General features: G+C 59.0%; 17 protein-coding genes. 14 read left to right on the forward strand and 3 right to left on the reverse strand.

The genetic code is table 11. The features are described from left to right. The first annotated feature begins 86 nt into the window (after nt 1-86). The 11 genes from rpoE to cysQ all read left to right on the forward strand — a co-directional run bounded on the left by rpoE (nt 87) and on the right by cysQ (nt 9,744). Nucleotides 87-668, forward strand: a complete 582-nt coding sequence (rpoE, locus tag OKC31_RS04150; protein ID WP_005335411.1) for an RNA polymerase sigma factor RpoE — start codon at nt 87-89, stop codon at nt 666-668. A gap of 22 nt (nt 669-690) precedes the next feature. After that, nucleotides 691-1,293 carry an RseA family anti-sigma factor gene (locus OKC31_RS04155; protein WP_247823393.1) on the forward strand — a complete coding sequence of 201 codons (603 nt, stop codon included), beginning with the start codon at nt 691-693 and terminating at the stop codon, nt 1,291-1,293. A 21-nt stretch (nt 1,294-1,314) separates the two neighbouring features. Continuing rightward, the gene (locus OKC31_RS04160) at nt 1,315-2,295 is read left to right on the forward strand and encodes a MucB/RseB C-terminal domain-containing protein (RefSeq protein ID WP_005335407.1); all 981 of its coding nucleotides are present in this window, start codon (nt 1,315-1,317) and stop codon (nt 2,293-2,295) included. Between the two features lie 93 nt (nt 2,296-2,388). Then, entirely contained in the window at nt 2,389-2,850 is a 462-nt protein-coding gene (locus OKC31_RS04165; RefSeq protein ID WP_236298028.1) for a SoxR reducing system RseC family protein, read from the forward strand. 117 nt (nt 2,851-2,967) lie between these two features. Continuing rightward, the gene (gene lepA, locus OKC31_RS04170; RefSeq protein ID WP_033112792.1) at nt 2,968-4,761 is read left to right on the forward strand and encodes a translation elongation factor 4; all 1,794 of its coding nucleotides are present in this window, start codon (nt 2,968-2,970) and stop codon (nt 4,759-4,761) included. A 3-nt stretch (nt 4,762-4,764) separates the two neighbouring features. After that, nucleotides 4,765-5,688 carry a signal peptidase I gene (gene lepB, locus OKC31_RS04175; RefSeq protein WP_005335395.1) on the forward strand — a complete coding sequence of 308 codons (924 nt, stop codon included), beginning with the start codon at nt 4,765-4,767 and terminating at the stop codon, nt 5,686-5,688. After that, nucleotides 5,689-6,360, forward strand: a complete 672-nt coding sequence (gene rnc, locus OKC31_RS04180; RefSeq protein ID WP_005335394.1) for a ribonuclease III — start codon at nt 5,689-5,691, stop codon at nt 6,358-6,360. Continuing rightward, on the forward strand, nt 6,357-7,256 hold the full coding sequence (era, locus tag OKC31_RS04185) for a GTPase Era (RefSeq protein WP_005335393.1): 900 nt from the start codon (nt 6,357-6,359) through the stop codon (nt 7,254-7,256). Before rnc ends, era begins: the two co-directional genes overlap by 4 nt. After that, nucleotides 7,257-7,967 (forward strand): DNA repair protein RecO, encoded by a 711-nt coding sequence (gene recO, locus OKC31_RS04190; RefSeq protein WP_005335391.1) that lies wholly within the window; start codon nt 7,257-7,259, stop codon nt 7,965-7,967. 84 nt (nt 7,968-8,051) lie between these two features. After that, nucleotides 8,052-8,789, forward strand: a complete 738-nt coding sequence (gene pdxJ / locus OKC31_RS04195; RefSeq protein ID WP_005335389.1) for a pyridoxine 5'-phosphate synthase — start codon at nt 8,052-8,054, stop codon at nt 8,787-8,789. Between the two features lie 187 nt (nt 8,790-8,976). Beyond that, entirely contained in the window at nt 8,977-9,744 is a 768-nt protein-coding gene (gene cysQ / locus OKC31_RS04200) for a 3'(2'),5'-bisphosphate nucleotidase CysQ (RefSeq protein WP_421299246.1), read from the forward strand. A 79-nt stretch (nt 9,745-9,823) separates the two neighbouring features. On the opposite strand, the gene OKC31_RS04205 is transcribed toward cysQ, so the two are convergent. From OKC31_RS04205 to OKC31_RS04215, 3 genes are all read right to left on the reverse strand, one after another. Then, the gene (locus OKC31_RS04205; RefSeq protein ID WP_058056974.1) at nt 9,824-10,120 is read right to left on the reverse strand and encodes a YciI family protein; all 297 of its coding nucleotides are present in this window, start codon (nt 10,118-10,120) and stop codon (nt 9,824-9,826) included. Between the two features lie 24 nt (nt 10,121-10,144). Continuing rightward, a complete protein-coding gene (locus OKC31_RS04210) occupies nt 10,145-10,708 on the reverse strand; it encodes a septation protein A (RefSeq protein WP_005354349.1) in 564 nt (187 codons plus the stop codon). Nucleotides 10,709-10,798: 90 nt separating this feature from the next. Beyond that, nucleotides 10,799-12,322, reverse strand: coding sequence for an aminotransferase class V-fold PLP-dependent enzyme (locus OKC31_RS04215; protein ID WP_247823392.1), 1,524 nt, complete (start codon nt 12,320-12,322; stop codon nt 10,799-10,801). Nucleotides 12,323-12,497: 175 nt separating this feature from the next. Here OKC31_RS04215 and trhA point away from each other — a divergent pair, with 175 nt between their 5' ends. The 3 genes from trhA to OKC31_RS04230 form a co-directional block, all read left to right on the forward strand. Further along, nucleotides 12,498-13,133, forward strand: a complete 636-nt coding sequence (gene trhA, locus OKC31_RS04220; protein ID WP_005335337.1) for a PAQR family membrane homeostasis protein TrhA — start codon at nt 12,498-12,500, stop codon at nt 13,131-13,133. Nucleotides 13,134-13,260: 127 nt separating this feature from the next. Beyond that, entirely contained in the window at nt 13,261-14,922 is a 1,662-nt protein-coding gene (locus OKC31_RS04225) for a putative transporter (RefSeq protein ID WP_005335335.1), read from the forward strand. Between the two features lie 231 nt (nt 14,923-15,153). Then, the coding region (locus tag OKC31_RS04230) for a retention module-containing protein (RefSeq protein ID WP_270656340.1) at nt 15,154-16,688 on the forward strand (1,535 nt) is incomplete at its 3' end.

Here is a 16,688-nt window from a genome sequence, read left to right on the forward strand (position 1 = left end):
TTCTCTGATTCTCCCTGTCTGAACTTGTGCGCTTAGGAAGGGCCGGAAAAGAAAAACGATAACCTGATGGGGGTTTTACGGCTCTGATGAGCGACCAGAATCTACTGGACGAACAGCTGGTTGAACGGGTCCAGCGCGGCGATAAAGCAGCTTTCAACCTGTTGGTAAAAAAATACCAGCATAAGGTGGTCAACCTGGTTGCCAGGTATGTCAACAATCCCGGTGATGTGCCCGATGTGGCGCAAGAGGCCTTTATAAAAGCCTACCGTGCATTGCCGACATTCCGTGGCGAAAGTGCTTTTTACACCTGGTTGTACCGAATTGCCGTGAACACGGCGAAGAATTATCTCACCTCCCAAGGGCGCAGGCCGCCCAGCAGTGATGTGGAGGCTGACGAAGCGGAGTCTTATGGTGGTGGTGAAGCCTTGCAAGAGGTCTCAACCCCCGAAAACCTGGCGCTGACTGACGAGATCAAACGCACCGTGTTTTCAGCCATAGAGGCATTGCCGGAAGACCTGAGGACAGCTATCACCCTTCGCGAACTGGAAGGGCTGAGCTACGAAGAGATTGCCGAAATCATGGATTGCCCAGTGGGTACGGTCAGATCCCGTATCTTCCGGGCGAGGGAAGCAATCGATAAAAAGCTGCAACCTCTGATCGAGAATTAACTGGGGAAAGACGGGTTAACTTATGGCAAATAAAGAGCAAATCTCTGCCCTGATGGATGGTGACCTGAGTGACGCAGAGGTACTGAACGAGCTGGGGATGGACTCCGACTTGCAAGATACCTGGGGTCGTTACCACCTGATCGGCGATGCCATGCGGGGTGACCTGCCGGTCAATCTGCAACTGGATCTTAGTGACAGCATCATGGCTGCGCTGGAGGATGAGCCCACCATACTGGCACCCAAGCCGGTCGAGACGGCTCCCGTACTGCAACCTGCCGTTGCACCGGTCAAGACAGATGCCAATGTGGTTCCGTTGTTCCGCCGTGTCGGTCAGCAGCTGGGTCAATATGCCATTGCGGCATCCGTGGCCGCTGCCGTTATCTTCGGGGTGCAGCAGTATCAGGGACAGGATGGCGTTCCGGCCAATCCGGTGCTCAATACCATTCCAATCGGTGGTAGTGCGGCGCCTGTGAGTGTTCACTATCCACAACAGGACGGTGCCCGTGCCCGTCAGCAGGGGCTGACCGAACAGCAGATGCAGGAGCAGCGGGAGCGGATCAACGCCTTCCTGCGTGACCACCAGTTGCAGCAGCGCCTGTTGCAAGACAGACAGCTCCAACAATAACGAATTGTCAGGGATACAAACGTGCGCCAGTCCAGCCGTATTTTGCTGGCCTCTCTCCTGCTGATTAGTGCCAAGGCCTCGGCCGACGATAAGTCGGCCGAGGCCTTGTTGCAGCAGATGCAGAGTGCCGTGCAGCAACAGAATTTCGAGTTGTCCATGGTCAAGGCCCGTCAGGGGCGTCTTGAACCGATCCGGATCAGCCATGCCGTGATCAACGGCAAGGAAGTGGCCCACCTCAGTTACCTCGACGGCAAGGCGATCGAGTATCTCCAGCGCCAGAATGAATACACCTTCTTTGAAAACAGTCACGATCCCTATACCCTGAAGGATGCCCGCTTCCCCGGCATCTGGTCGACCCTGGTGAAGATGCCGCTGGCGCAGGTGCTGGAGAGCTATGATCCAGTGCTGGCCGGTCGCAGCCGGGTCGCCGGTGTGGTGGCACAGGTGGTGAGGCTGGTGCCTAAAGAGGCCGATAAATATGGTTTCGTGCTCTGGATTGACGAGCAGAGCCACTTGCTGCTGCGGATCGACATGGTCGAGCGGGAAGGCAATCTGGTGGAGCAGGTACTCGGTGTCGAGCTGGATCTGCAGAGCAAACCGGCCCCCTGGCTGGTGAAGCTGGCCAACAGCAAGCAGCCTCCGGCGCTGGCGCTGGAGGATGCCTATCCGGCGCCGCAACAGCAGTTGAACTGGCAGATCACCTGGTTGCCCGATGGCTTCAAGGTGCTGTCGCAAGACCGGCACCAGCTGGTGACCACCAGTATGCCGGTGGATTACATGATGCTCTCCGACGGGCTGGTTGATCTCTCGGTCTACGTTTCCCGGGTCGATCCCAAGCAGGCGGTGCGCCAGCAGCTGATCCGCCAGGGGGCGACCTCGCTGGTGAGCTATGTCAACGAGGTGGGGGTCGAGATCACCGTGGTCGGCGAGGTGCCTGCCGAAACCGCCAAGCGCATCGCCGAGTCGGTCCAGCCGCTGGCCCGCAACGAAGCGGTGCAGTAACGGGGGATGCGGGGGTGTTCCCCGCTTGCCGAGCGTGGCGAGTCGTGGTCAGATCCCCTGATTGTGTGAACCCGAGGTGTTGCCGTGAATGAGATGAGTGAAGAGCTGGCGACTGTGGTGGCCATTGAGGGTGACCATGCCTGGGTGGAATGTGAGCGTCGCTCCGCCTGCAGTGGTTGTCAGCAGCAATCCAACTGCGGTACCGGCACCGTGTCCAAGGCGTTTCCCCTGAAAGCTCCCCGCTTGCGAGTCAGGCTGACCGCCGAGGTGCGGGTTGGCCAGCAAGTTAGGCTCGGTATCCCGCAAGAGAGTCTGCTGCGCGGGGCGGCGCTGGTCTATGTGCTGCCGCTTTTCTGTCTGTTGGCCGGCGCCTTGCTGGGGCAGCTCTGGCTGGCGCCGCTGCTCTCGGGCGGGGAGGGGATTACCATTCTCTGCTGCCTGCTGGGGGGCGTGCTGGGCTTTTTACTGGTTCGTTACTTTTCCAACCGCCTGGATCAGGGGCGCTACGGCCCGCAAATGCTCGGCGTCGTGGTCCCTGTCCGCATCCTCCCCTGACTGAACAGGCGCTATTTCACTGGCGCCGGCGACTAAAGAATGGCCGTCAGCCGGGTTATCCAGTAAAATCGCGCCTCCATAACCGACCTTAAACCAATTTTGAGTGACTCTTGCTCGATGAAACACATTCGTAACTTTTCGATTATTGCGCACATCGACCACGGTAAATCGACCCTGTCGGACCGTCTGATCCAGACTTGCGGTGGCTTGTCCGACCGCGAGATGCAGGCTCAGGTGCTTGACTCCATGGATCTGGAGCGCGAGCGCGGCATTACCATCAAGGCGCAGAGTGTGACCCTGAACTACCAGGCACAAGACGGTAACACCTACCAGCTGAACTTTATCGACACCCCGGGCCACGTGGATTTCTCCTACGAGGTCTCCCGCTCTTTGGCGGCCTGTGAAGGGGCGCTGCTGGTGGTAGATGCCGGCCAGGGGGTTGAGGCACAGACTCTGGCCAACTGCTACACCGCCATGGAGATGGATCTGGAAGTGGTGCCGGTACTGAACAAGATCGACCTGCCGGCAGCAGAGCCGGAGCGGGTTGCCGAGGAGATCGAAGACATCGTCGGTATCGACGCGGTCGATGCAGTGCGCTGCTCCGCCAAGACCGGCCTCGGTGTCGATCTGGTACTGGAAGAGATCGTGGCCAAGATCCCGGCACCGGAAGGTGATCCGGATGCGCCGCTGCAGGCGCTGATCATCGACTCCTGGTTCGACTCCTATCTGGGCGTCGTCTCTCTGGTGCGGATCAAGAACGGTTCCCTGAAGAAGAACGACAAGATCAAGGTGATGAGCACCGGTCAGGTGTGGGGTGTCGATCGTATCGGTATCTTCACGCCCAAGCAGGTGGACACCGACGGGCTGGGTTGCGGCGAGGTAGGTTGGGTTGTCTGCGGTATCAAGGACATCCACGGCGCGCCGGTGGGCGATACCCTGACTCAGGCCAAGAACGGTGCCGACAAGGCGCTGGCCGGTTTCAAGAAGGTGAAGCCGCAGGTGTATGCGGGTCTGTTCCCCATCTCCAGCGATGACTACGAGTCGTTCCGTGACGCCCTCGACAAGCTCTCCCTGAACGATGCCTCCCTGTTCTTCGAACCGGAGAGCTCTACGGCACTGGGCTTCGGCTTCCGTTGCGGCTTCCTCGGTATGCTGCACATGGAGATCATTCAGGAGCGTCTGGAGCGTGAATACGATCTGGATCTGATCACCACGGCGCCGACCGTAGTGTACGAGATCGAGCTGACCGACGGCTCCACTATCCATATCGACAGCCCGGCCCAGATGCCCGCCATCACCAGCATCAAGGAGATGCGCGAGCCGATCGCCGAGTGTCATATCCTGCTGCCGCAGGAGTACATGGGCAATGTGATCACCCTCTGTATCGAGAAGCGTGGCGTGCAGACCAACATGGTCTACCACGGCAAGCAGGTGGCGCTGACCTATGAAATCCCGATGGCGGAAGTGGTGCTCGACTTCTTCGACCGTCTGAAATCCACCAGTCGCGGTTACGCCTCGCTGGACTATGGCTTCAAGCGTTTCGAAACCTCCGACATGGTCCGTCTGGATATCATGATAAACGGTGAGCGCGTCGATGCCCTGGCCATCATCACCCACAAGGACAACGCCCAGTATCGCGGTCGTCAGGTGGTGGAGAAGATGCGCGAGCTGATCCCGCGCCAGATGTTCGATATCGCCATTCAGGCGGCCATCGGCAACCAGATCATCGCTCGCAGCACCGTCAAGGCTCTGCGTAAAGACGTAACCGCCAAGTGTTACGGTGGTGACGTGAGTCGTAAGAAGAAACTGCTGAACAAGCAGAAAGAAGGTAAGAAGCGGATGAAGTCCCTCGGCCGTGTCGACGTGCCGCAGGAAGCCTTCCTCGCGATTCTCCACGTCGGAAAGGATTAATAGATGGCAAGCACGTTTTCCCTGATCCTGGTGGTGGTCTGCGCGATCACCGGTGTTATCTGGTGTCTGGACAAGATGATTTGGTCCAAGCAGCGCGCCGCCAAGATTGCCGTGGCTCGTGCCCATGGCGGTGCCCACCTGGATGAGAAGACCCTGGCCAAGGTCGCCCCCGTGCCGGTCTGGATTGAACAGACCGCCGGGGTCTTCCCGGTCATCACCTTTGTGCTGATCCTGCGTTCGTTCATTTTTGAACCGTTCCAGATCCCGTCAGGTTCCATGATGCCCACCCTGCTGGTGGGCGACTTCATCCTGGTGGAAAAATTTGCCTATGGTCTGCGGGACCCGGTGACCAACACCAAGTTCCTCGAGACTGGCGAGCCCAAGCGTGGCGACGTGGTGGTGTTCAAGTATCCCCTTGAACCGCGCGTTGACTACATCAAGCGGGTGGTCGGCATGCCGGGTGATCGGGTCATCTATCGCAACAAGGAGCTGATGATCCGGCCCAAGTGCGAAGAGCAGGAAGGGAAAACGTGCCCGGGCTTCAAGAAGCTCGACGTCAAGTTTGAACAAAGAGGCGAATTTACCCAGATGGGGATCCCCCTTGACCGCTATACCGAGCAGTTGGGTGATGTCTCCCACGAGACCCTGCGCAATCCGCTGATGCCCGACATGGTTGGTCGTTACTATCGCCAGCCCGGCACCTACCCCGACGAGTGGGTGGTACCGGAAGGCCAGTATTTCGTGATGGGCGACAACCGCGACAACAGCACCGACAGCCGCTTCTGGGGCTTTGTGCCCGAGCAGAATCTGGTCGGCAAGGCGGTCGCTATCTGGATAAGTTTTGAATTCGAGCGCGAAGAAGGCTCCCTGCTGCCAAGTTGGGTACCGACAGGTGTGCGCTTCAACCGCATTGGCGGAATCAAGTAAATGAATATCAAGATGAACAGACTGCAGTCCCGTCTCGGGCATGTCTTTGCGGATCTGGAACTGCTGACCCGGGCGCTGACTCACCGCAGCGCCGGTTCCCGTCACAATGAACGACTGGAATTTCTGGGGGACTCCATTTTGAGTCTGGTGATTGCCGACGATCTGTTCCACCGCTTCCCGCAAGCGGCGGAAGGGGATCTCAGCCGGATGCGCGCCACCCTGGTGCGCGAGAAGACCCTGGCCGAACTGGGCCGGGAGTTCGACCTCGGGGATCACCTGATCCTCGGCCCCGGCGAACTCAAGAGCGGCGGTTTTCGCCGCGAATCCATTCTGGCCGACACGGTCGAGGCGGTGATCGGTGCCGTCTATCTGGATACCAATCTTGAGACGGTGCGGACACTGCTGCTGAGCTGGTATGCCAGCCGCCTGGAAGAGATCAAGCCGGGCATCGAGCAGAAAGATCCCAAGACCCGTCTGCAAGAAATTTTGCAGGGAAGCCGCAAATCCCTGCCGACCTACACCGTGACCAACGTCAAGGGCGAGGCCCACAACCAGGAGTTCACCGTCCAGTGTGACGTGGAAGGTCTGGATGGTCCCCTCGTCGGGGTCGGCACCAGCCGTCGCAAGGCCGAACAGGCCGCGGCGCAGCAAGCATTGGAAAAACTGTCATGACAGATACCACCTACTGCGGCTTTGTCGCCATCGTGGGCCGCCCGAATGTGGGCAAGTCCACCCTGCTCAACAAGCTGCTTGGCCAGAAGGTCAGCATTACCTCGAAGAAGCCCCAGACCACCCGTCACCGGATTTTGGGGATCGACACCGAGGATAACTACCAGACCATCTATGTAGATACCCCGGGTCTGCACATTGAAGAGAAACGGGCCATCAACCGTCTGATGAACCGTGCCGCCACCAGTTCGCTGGGTGATGTGGCCATGGTGGTATTCATGGTCGACGGTACCCACTGGACCAAAGACGACGAGATGGTGCTGGGCAAGCTGCGCAATCTCAAGTGCCCGGTGGTGCTGGCGGTCAACAAGATCGACAACGTCAAAGAGAAAGAAGATCTGCTGCCCCACCTCGAGTGGCTGGGCCAACAGATGAACTTCGCCCATATTCTGCCCATCAGTGCCGAAAAGGGCACCAACGTGGAGAAGATCCGCGAGTGGGCCAAGGATCTGCTGCCGGAAAACGTCCACTTCTTCCCGGAAGATTACGTGACCGACCGCTCCTCCCGCTTTATGGCCTCCGAAATCATCCGCGAGAAGCTGATGCGCTTCACCGGTGAGGAGCTGCCCTACTCGGTGACGGTGGAGATCGAGCGCTTCAAGGTGGAAGAGAACGGCCTCTATCACATCCACGGCCTCATTCTGGTCGAGCGCGATGGCCAGAAGAAGATGGTCATCGGCAACAAGGGCGAGAAGATCAAGACCATCGGCACCGAAGCGCGCCTCGATATGGAACGTCTGTTCCAGAACAAGGTGCACCTCGAGCTGTGGGTCAAGGTCAAGTCGGGCTGGGCTGATGATGAGCGCGCACTGCGCAGCCTCGGGTATGGCGACGACTGATTGCTGACCCCGGCTTTCGTCATCCACAGTCGGCCCTATCGGGAGACCAGCCAGCTGGTCGAGGTCTTCACCCAGGATAGTGGCCGATTTACTCTGGTGGCTCGCGGTTCTCGCGGGCCACGCTCCCCTCTCAAGGGGCTGCTGCAACCCTTTACCCTGCTCACCATCGCCTGGCGCGGCAAGGGGGATCTCAAGAACCTCACCCAGGTCGAATGCCCGGATCACTCCCTGCGACTCGGTGGCGATCGCCTCTTCTACGGCCTCTATCTCAACGAGTTGGTCTACTACCTGCTGGAAGCGCACACCCCGTTCCCCGAAGTATTCGACGCCTATGCTCGTGCCATCATGGCGCTGGCCGACGGCGAGACGCCGGAGCTGCCGCTGCGTCGCTTCGAGTTCCTGCTGTTGCAGGCGCTCGGTTATGCGGTGGATTTCGAATACACGGCGGACGACGAGTCGCCCATCGAGCCGACCCTGCTCTATGGCTTCGAGCGTGAATTGGGCTTTGTTGCTTGCGAGCGGGCGCCGGATCCCCGTACCCTGTTTCTCGGTGCCCACCTGCTCGCCTTTGCCGAGGGACGTTTCGATACCCCTCCCTTGCTGCAGGCGGCCAAACGTTTCAGCCGATTGGCACTGCAACCCTATCTGGGCAAGCGCCAGCTAAAGAGCCGGGAGCTGTTTTTAAAACGCAAAGCCAGCATGCAAGGCTGACACAGATTACAGACATACGGATATTGGCGCGGGGGGATTCGCTGACCGCGCAGTCAACAGATGAAGCCTTTCAAGGAGTTCTCAATGAGTGAAATCTATCTGGGTGTGAACATCGACCATATCGCCACCCTGCGCAACGCCCGGGGCACCCAGTATCCGGATCCGGTACAGGCCGCGTTCGTGGCCGAACAGGCCGGGGCTGATGGCATTACCGTGCATCTGCGAGAAGATCGCCGCCATATCACCGACCGTGATGTGGAGATCCTGCGCCAGACTATCCAGACGAGGATGAACCTGGAGATGGCAGTGACCGAAGAGATGATCGGCATCGCCTGCCGCATCAAGCCCCACTTCGTCTGTCTGGTGCCGGAGAAGCGCACCGAAGTGACCACCGAGGGCGGTCTGGACGTGGCCGGTCAGCTGGACAAGGTGACTGACGCAGTTGCCCGCCTCTCCGCTGTGGGGGCCCAGGTTTCGCTCTTTATCGACGCCGATCCCATCCAGATTGATGCGGCCGCCGAGAGTGGCGCCCCCTTTATCGAGATCCACACCGGCCGTTACGCCGATGCCACCACCGATGCCGAGCGCAATGCCGAGTTCAAGCGCATCGCCGCCGGCGCCTCCTATGCCGCTGGCAAGGGGCTCAAGGTCAATGCCGGCCACGGCCTGCACTACCACAACGTCAAGGCTATCGCCGCCATCCCCGAGCTCTATGAGCTCAACATCGGCCACGCCATCATCGGCCGCGCCGCCTTTGATGGTCTAGCCAAGGCTGTGAGCGATATGCGCCTGCTGATGCAGGAAGCCCGTCAGGGGATCTGACCCATTAGACAGGCGGCCTGATACAGGCTGCCAAAAACAACAAGGGACGCCACGGCGTCCTTTGTTGTTTTTGGCCCTGTTCAAACGATGGCAACTCCTGCGCTGTAATAACCCAGCACAATCGGCTATAAGCAGTTGATGTCAAAAGGGTTACACTTGTTGACCCTGTAAGCTGGACGAGATTGTTATGGATCATCCCTTGTACCACCCCGATATCACCGAACTTGAACCTGTCGCCCGCGCGGCGGGGGCGGCCATCATGGCCATCTACAGCCAGCCCTTCGCGGTGGAGTACAAGAGCGACGAGAGCCCGCTCACGGCTGCCGATAAGGGGGCTCATGAGGTGATCGTTCAGGCGTTGGCACGGCTGACACCCGACATCCCTGTATTGTCCGAGGAGTCGGGGCCCGAGGTGATGGCGGCGCGCCACGGCTGGTCACGCTACTGGCTGGTGGATCCCCTCGACGGAACCAAGGAGTTTGTCTCCCGCAACGGTGAGTTCACCGTCAATATCGCGCTGATTGAAGAGGGGACGCCGCGCTGGGGATTGGTCTATGCCCCTGTGCTGGACAAGCTCTGGTATGGCGGAAAGGGGCTCAGTGCCTGGCGCATCGCCGATGGCAAGCGCGAGCCTATCCAGACCCGGCCTCATCGTGAAGGCGAGGCGTGGCGAGTGGTGGGCAGTCGCAACCACCTGTCGCAGGAGACCCTCGATTTCTTGGCGCCGTTTGGTGAGATCGAGCTGGTCTCCATGGGTAGCTCCCTCAAGTTCTGCATCATCGCTGAGGGGGACGCCGAGCTCTATCCGCGCCTCGCACCCACCTGCGAGTGGGATACTGGTGCGGCACAGGCGGTGCTGGAGGGGGCGGGTGGCTGCGTCACCCAGCTCGATGGCTCACCGCTGCGCTACAACAAGCCCGACATCCTCAACCCCTGGTTTGTCGCCAGGGCATAAACGAGATATCGGGATGCAAAAAGGCCGGACTGGAGTGAACTTCCAGTCCGGCCTTTTTTATTTCGCTATGTGCTTTGGATCAGAAGACCTTCTTGAACGGCTTGATGGTCACTTTGGCATAGACGCCAGCTGCCACATAGGGATCGGCATCGGCCCAGGCTTTGGCGTCAGCCAGCGAGGTAAACTCGGCGATGACGGTGCTGCCGGTAAAACCTGCATCTGACGGATCCTCTGCATCGATGGCAGGATTAGGACCCGCGGTCAGCAGGCGACCTTCATCCTGCAGGGCTTGCAGTCGGGCCAGATGGGCAGGGCGAACTTGCTTGCGCAGTGGCAGGCTATCGGGGACATCTTCGGAGTAGATGAGATACCACATGAGACAATCCTTTTCTGATGAGGGTTACTTTTTGGGTTCGTCTTTTTGCTGGGACAACTGCTCGGCAGGTATGTGGCGGTAGAGATAGACGCCGCTCAGCAGGGTAAAGACCAGCGTCATCCCCAGCAGACCGAACACCTTGAAGTTGACCCACATCTCCTGCGGCAGGTTGAACGCCACATAGAGGTTGAGCAGGCCGCAGACGGTAAAGAAGCCGACCCAGCCGAGATTGACCTTGTCCCAGACTGCATCGGGCGCTTGCAGCTCCTTGGCCAGCATCTGTTTGATCAGGTTCTTGCCAAAGCCGTAGCGGCTGATGAGCAGACCCAGTGCAAACAGTACGTTGATGACAGTCACTTTCCACTTGATGAAGGTGTCATCGTGGAAGAAGACGGTGAGACCGCCGAAGAAGCCAACCAGCAGGAAGGTAAAGAGCTGCATCTTCTCGACTTTGCGATAGCGGATCCAGCTATAGGCGAGCTGCAGACCGGTGACCACTACCAGTGCGCCGGTAGCCATGTAGATGTCGTAGAACTTGTAGACCGCGAAGAAAACGATAAGTGGAATAAATTCAATAAATTGCTTCATGTCTGGCGCCTAGTCCTCAAAGATGGCCTGCAAATTTCGCCCAGTCTACCTGCATGGCGGACAACGGCAAATGAATAAGACCGCTCATTTTTACGCCGGTTCCGCGCTGTCGCCAAACAGTTGGCGTGCAATGGAGATCCCCAGTCGTTGCTGATCGGCCAGCAGGTCGCGGATATGGCGCTCTTCAATCAGAGGGTTGAGCAGCACGGCGCGCAGCAAGGTGAGAGGCTGTGCGCCGTAGCGCACCACCGCCCGCTGGGTACGTGAGACAAAGCTGTGCCCCTCGGCCCGCTGGGCTTTTTGCAGTGCCACGTTGAAGTCGTTGATCTGCGCATTGGCCGTCTCATCCAGCACCTTGCCCTGCAGGTGGGGCGGGATGCAGCGGTAGGAGAGCAGGTTCATCACCGGTGCCGACATCAGCTCGAAGGCGGGGTCACTTTCGATGAGATCTGCCATCAGCCGGGCGCGGTCGTAGTTGGCTTCGATAAGCTCGGCGTAGCCTTGCTGGCCGAAGAGTTGGAAAGCGGCATCCAGATAGAGGGCATTGGCCGGGCGGGTGCCCTCCAGGGTAAAGCGACCCTGATCGAACGAGGTGGCGCGAATGGCGTAGGGGGCCTCTCGCTTGACCGCCATCATCAGGTCGGGCTGGCGGCAGAGCAGCATGCCGGTACCAAGCGGCACCAGCAGTTGCTTGTGGCCATCGAGGGTGACGGTGTCGGCCTGCTCTATTCCGGCCAGCAGACCTTGATAGCGGGGGGAGAAGAGGGTCGGGCCACCCCAGGCAGCATCCACGTGGAAGTGGATCTGCTCTCGCTCGGCGATGGCGGCCAGCTCAGGCAGGGGGTCGATGGAGCCAAAGTCGGTACTGCCTGCCACGCCGACCAATGCTAGTACTTTCAATTTCTGCTCTTTGCACTGGATCAGCGCCTGCTCCAGCGCAGCCAGACTGAGCCGGTTCTGCTCGTCGGTCTCGAGGCGCCAGACGCTGCGGGCGCCCAGCCCCAGCAGATCCATCCCCTTGTCGAAGGAGTAGTGCATCAGCCGGGAGCCTAGAATAACGGCGCCCCGATAGCCCTGTTCATAGAGGGCGAACAGGTTGTCGCCACAGGCGCGGTTGCGGGCCAACCACAGTGCCGTGACGTTGGCGATGGTGCCGCCGCTGGTCATGACGCCGAGGGCTGCATCCTTGGCATGCATCTGTTCGCCGTAGAAGGCATCGTCCCTGCCATAGATGAGGCGGTGCAGCTTGGCCAGCACCTCCCGCTCCAGAAAGCTGAGCAGGCGGGAGGACTCCATCTTCATCGGATTCTGGTTGAGCATCACCAGCAGGCGCGACAGCTCGGCGGTATAGGCCGGCAGTGGCGCCGTCATGTGGCCCATGTAGCATGGCGAGGTGAGATGCGAGGCGCCGGGTACCAGAGTAGCCAGCCGCGTCAGATACTCCTCGATAGGTTGGCCGACTGCAGGCATGCGGGATTGATCGAGCTGGTGGGTGAACAGGTCGCGCTGATAGGGAGCCTGACTGTCGTCGGAGTGGTGGAAGCTCTCCAGCAAGGTGTTCATCGCCTCGCCAAAGGCGGGATCCGCTTGTGCAAACAGCTCAGTCAACTTCATCAGGTTCTCCAGACCAGGTCACCGGGTTAGGCGTCAATGCCGCTTGTCTCGGGCATCGGCGGCAGAGCATACACCAAAGGTTGGCAGGTGACAGCCACTCCATTTTTTAAGCGAACACTTGTACTCCGAAATGGCGCTGGGTAGAGTGAGCCACAGTTATTGTGGAGTCGCTGTTATGAGTGGTGTGATGGATTACTCCCCCCGAGAGGAGCTGGCAAACCGGCTGAGTCACGGTGCGGGATTGTTGCTGGGGATTGTCGGGCTGGTGTTGTTGCTCATCAAGGGATGGGGGCAGGGCACGCAGGCGCTGGTGAGTTACAGCCTTTATGGCGGCAGTCTGGTGCTGCTCTATCTCGCCTCTACCCTCTATCACAGCATGGCGGAAGGGCGGGCCAGACGCTGGTGCAAGGTGTTTGATCACTGCGCCATCTATCTGCTGATTGCCGGCACCTATACCCCCTTCCTGCTGGTGGCGCTCGATACGCCGCTGGCGAAGGGCTTGATGGTGGTGATCTGGGCCCTGGCGCTGGCTGGTGTGGTGTTCAAGCTGGTGTTTATCAACCGCTTCAAGAAGCTGTCGCTCTTTACCTACCTGATGTTGGGCTGGCTGTCGCTGGTGGTCATCTATCAGCTCTATATCCATCTGGCCGGTGAGGGGCTGCTGCTGCTCGGGCTCGGTGGCCTTATCTACAGCCTCGGGGTCATTTTCTATGTGGCCAAGCAGATCCCCTATAACCACGCCATCTGGCATCTCTTTGTGCTGGGTGGCAGCGTTTGTCACTTTATGGCCATTTACGGCTACGTCGCCTAACGTCTTGCAACTAGCCCTTAATTGGTATTTTTAGCGCGTAAAAGGATAAATTCGTGCGGTATCACACAGTTGGCATCAGCGTTTGCTGACAAGCTAGGGCCAGTTCAATTCGCAAAGGATGCACGAAATGAGTGAAATCGCGCTTTCCATCAGCATGTTGTCGCTGGTGGCAGTGCTAGGACTCTGGCTGGGAAACTGGCGAGTCTATGGCGTTGGCTTGGGAATAGGGGGGGTGCTGTTCGGCGGCATCATAGTGGGTCACTTTGCAGGCGCCTCCGATCTCGCGCTGGATGCACAAACGCTTCACTTTATTCAAGAATTTGGCCTGATCCTGTTTGTCTATACCATCGGCATCCAGGTCGGGCCGGGTTTCTTCTCGTCATTGCGCAGTTCGGGTCTCAAACTCAACGCCTTTGCCGCTTTGCTGGTCATCCTTGGCTGCGTGGTGGCTGCTGGCTTGCATCAATTTTTCGATGTGCCGTTACCGGTCATTCTGGGGGTCTTCTCCGGTGCCGTCACCAATACGCCATCCCTCGGTGCGGGCCAGCAGATCCTGGCCGAGCTGGGCGCCGCGCCCGGTTCTACCGGCCTGATGGGGATGGGATATGCGGTTGCCTATCCGTTTGGTATCTGTGGCATTTTGCTCACCATGTGGCTGGTCAGGGTTTTCTTTCGCATCAAGATCGACGATGAAGCCGCCCAGTTCGAGCTACAAACCGGTAAAACCAAGGAGAGCTTGCAGACCATCAACATCGCGGTGCGCAATCCCAACATGCACGGCCTGATGCTGAGCGAGATCCCGAGTCTCGACGAGTCTGATGTCATCTGTTCACGGCTCAAACGGGGCGACGAGCTGATGGTGCCACGGCCGGAATCCCGTATCGAACTGGGTGACTTGCTGCACCTGGTGGGTGAGCGTCACGCGCTGCACAAGGTGTTGTTGGTGTTGGGGGAGGAGGTGGAGACCTCGCTCTCGACCCGGGGCACAGATCTGCGCGTCGAGCGAGTAGTGGTGACCAACGAGCAGGTTCTTGGCAAGAAGATCCGCGATCTGGACATCAAACAGCGCTATGACGTGGTGATCTCCCGTCTCAACCGGGCAGGTATCGAACTGGTGCCGACCAGTCAGACCAGCCTGCAGTTTGGTGACATCCTCAACCTGGTTGGCCGTCTCGACGCCATCGAGGCCGTGACCAATGTGGTCGGCAACGTGCAGCAAAAGCTGCAGCAGGTGCAGATGTTGCCGGTATTTATCGGGATTGGCCTTGGCGTATTGCTCGGCTCCATCCCCTTCTACCTGCCCGGTTTCCCGGCCGCCCTCAAGCTGGGTCTGGCGGGCGGGCCGTTGGTGGTGGCGCTGATCCTGTCGCGGATCGGCAGCATCGGCAAGCTTTACTGGTTCATGCCCCCCAGTGCCAACCTGGCGCTGCGGGAGATCGGCATCGTACTTTTTCTGGCGGTGGTCGGATTCAAGTCCGGTGCTGGCTTCGTCGATACCCTGATCAACGGTGATGGCCCGGCCTGGATGCTCTACGGCATGGCGATCACCCTGATCCCGCTGCTGGTGGTCGGTGTGCTGGCGCGCCTCTACGGCAAGATGAACTATCTGACCCTGTGTGGTTTGCTGGCCGGCTCCATGACAGATCCTCCCGCGCTGGCCTTTGCCAACGCCATGCACCCGACCAGTGGCGCCAGTGCGCTCTCATACGCCACTGTCTACCCGCTGGTGATGTTCCTGCGGATCATCTCGCCACAGCTGCTGGCTATCATCCTCTGGGCGGGAGCCTAGGGTTAATCTTGACGGGAGCATGCCTTGTCATGCTCTCGTCATTATTCTGTAATTTATTGATAGTTTTGGTTTTTACCATTCTCGCAACCTCGTTTTACACACTTCTGTCTGGCTGAACAGTTCAGCCTCAAATCGGTCTATCCTTTCGAATTTTCGAGCTGGTTATTTTTCCCCTCAGTCTGCAAAGTAGGCTGTGGCTTATTGCATTCAAATCAGGATTCAGGAGAGAACATGATCACCAATGCCGTTACCTTGGAACAGGGCGTAACCGTAACCCAACTCAAAGGACAAATTTATCTGGTTGCCGCAGATGGCAGCCGGAAGCTGTTGGCTGAAGGTGATGTGCTGCCGAAAGGGGCGGTGATCGTGTCGCCGGATGGCGCCAGTTTCATGGGCGGCGGACAGTCGTTCAATGTGCAACCAGCCAGCGAACAGAGTGAGCCTGCCGAAGAGGGAGATGCTCCCCAGCTGGCGCAAAACGGCGCTACAGGTACTCCTGATGATATCAATGCCCTGCAACAGGCGATCTTGGGCGGCGCGGACCCGACCCAGGCCTTTGAAGCTTCTGCCGCAGGCGGTGCACCTGCCGCCGGTGGTGGCGGTATTGGGGGCGTCGCCGGTGCCAGTGGCAACGGCGGTTTTGTCACCATCGACCGTACCGGTTCCGCAACCATTGCTGAAGCCACTTTCGATACCACCTACAACACCAATGGTGAGCCGCCGTTGGGTGCTGCTGGCGAAGATGAGGTATTTGACCTGACTCCGCCCACCATTTCCGTCGTTGCGCCAGATAACACCAATGACACCACTCCGACCCTGACCGGAATCACGGATGCTCCCGTTGGCAGCACCGTGACCCTGCTGGTCACCGATGCAAACGGTAATCAACAAACCCTGACCGCGATTGTCACACCCAGCGGTACCTTCACCGTGGATGTGGTGACCCCATTGGTCGAGGGTTCTTATACCGTGACCGCCACAGTGACAGATCCTGCGGGTAATTCCGGAAGTGCGACTGATTCAGGGAGTGTGGATGTAACAGCTCCAGTGATCACTGTCGATGCGCCTGACAATACAAATGACACCACTCCGACCATCACTGGTACTACCAATGCGGCCCCAGGCAGTACCGTTACCCTAGTCGTGACCGATGCGAACGGCAACCAGCAGACCCTGACCGCCACCGTGCAGCCGGACGGTGGTTACAGCGTGGATGTCACCACCCCGTTGGTGGAAGGCAGCTATCAAGTAACGGCCAGCGTCACCGATCCAGCTGGCAACACCGGCACCGCGACCGACGATGGTAGTGTGGATAGCAAGGTCCCTGACTTGGCAATCAATCTTGATGCCAACATCACCGCCGACGATGTCATCAACGCTGCCGAAGCGGGTCAGCAGATCCCAGTCCGTGGCTCCGTGACTGGCGAGTTCAAGGAGGGCGACACTGTCACTCTGACCGTCAACAACACCGCATACGCTGGCAAGGTAGATGCGGCAGGCCGCTTCACCATCCTAGTTGCGGGCAGTGACCTAGTGGCCGATAAAGACCAGACCATCGATGCCAGCGTGACCAGCACCGATGCGGCGGGCAACAGTGCCACTGCGACCGACAGCGAATGCTACAGCTTGGATACTGCCGCCCCGAGCGTGGAGGTCAACATTGTTGACGACCTGCTGAGCGTGGGCGAGACCAGCGAGGTTACCTTCAGCTTCAGTGAAAAAGTCACCGGCTTTGACGAAGGCAGCCTCACCGTAGTGGGCGGCAC

It is taken from the genome of Aeromonas sp. Y293-4 (assembly GCF_027705905.1).
In the GTDB taxonomy this organism is placed as follows: domain Bacteria; phylum Pseudomonadota; class Gammaproteobacteria; order Enterobacterales; family Aeromonadaceae; genus Aeromonas; species Aeromonas veronii.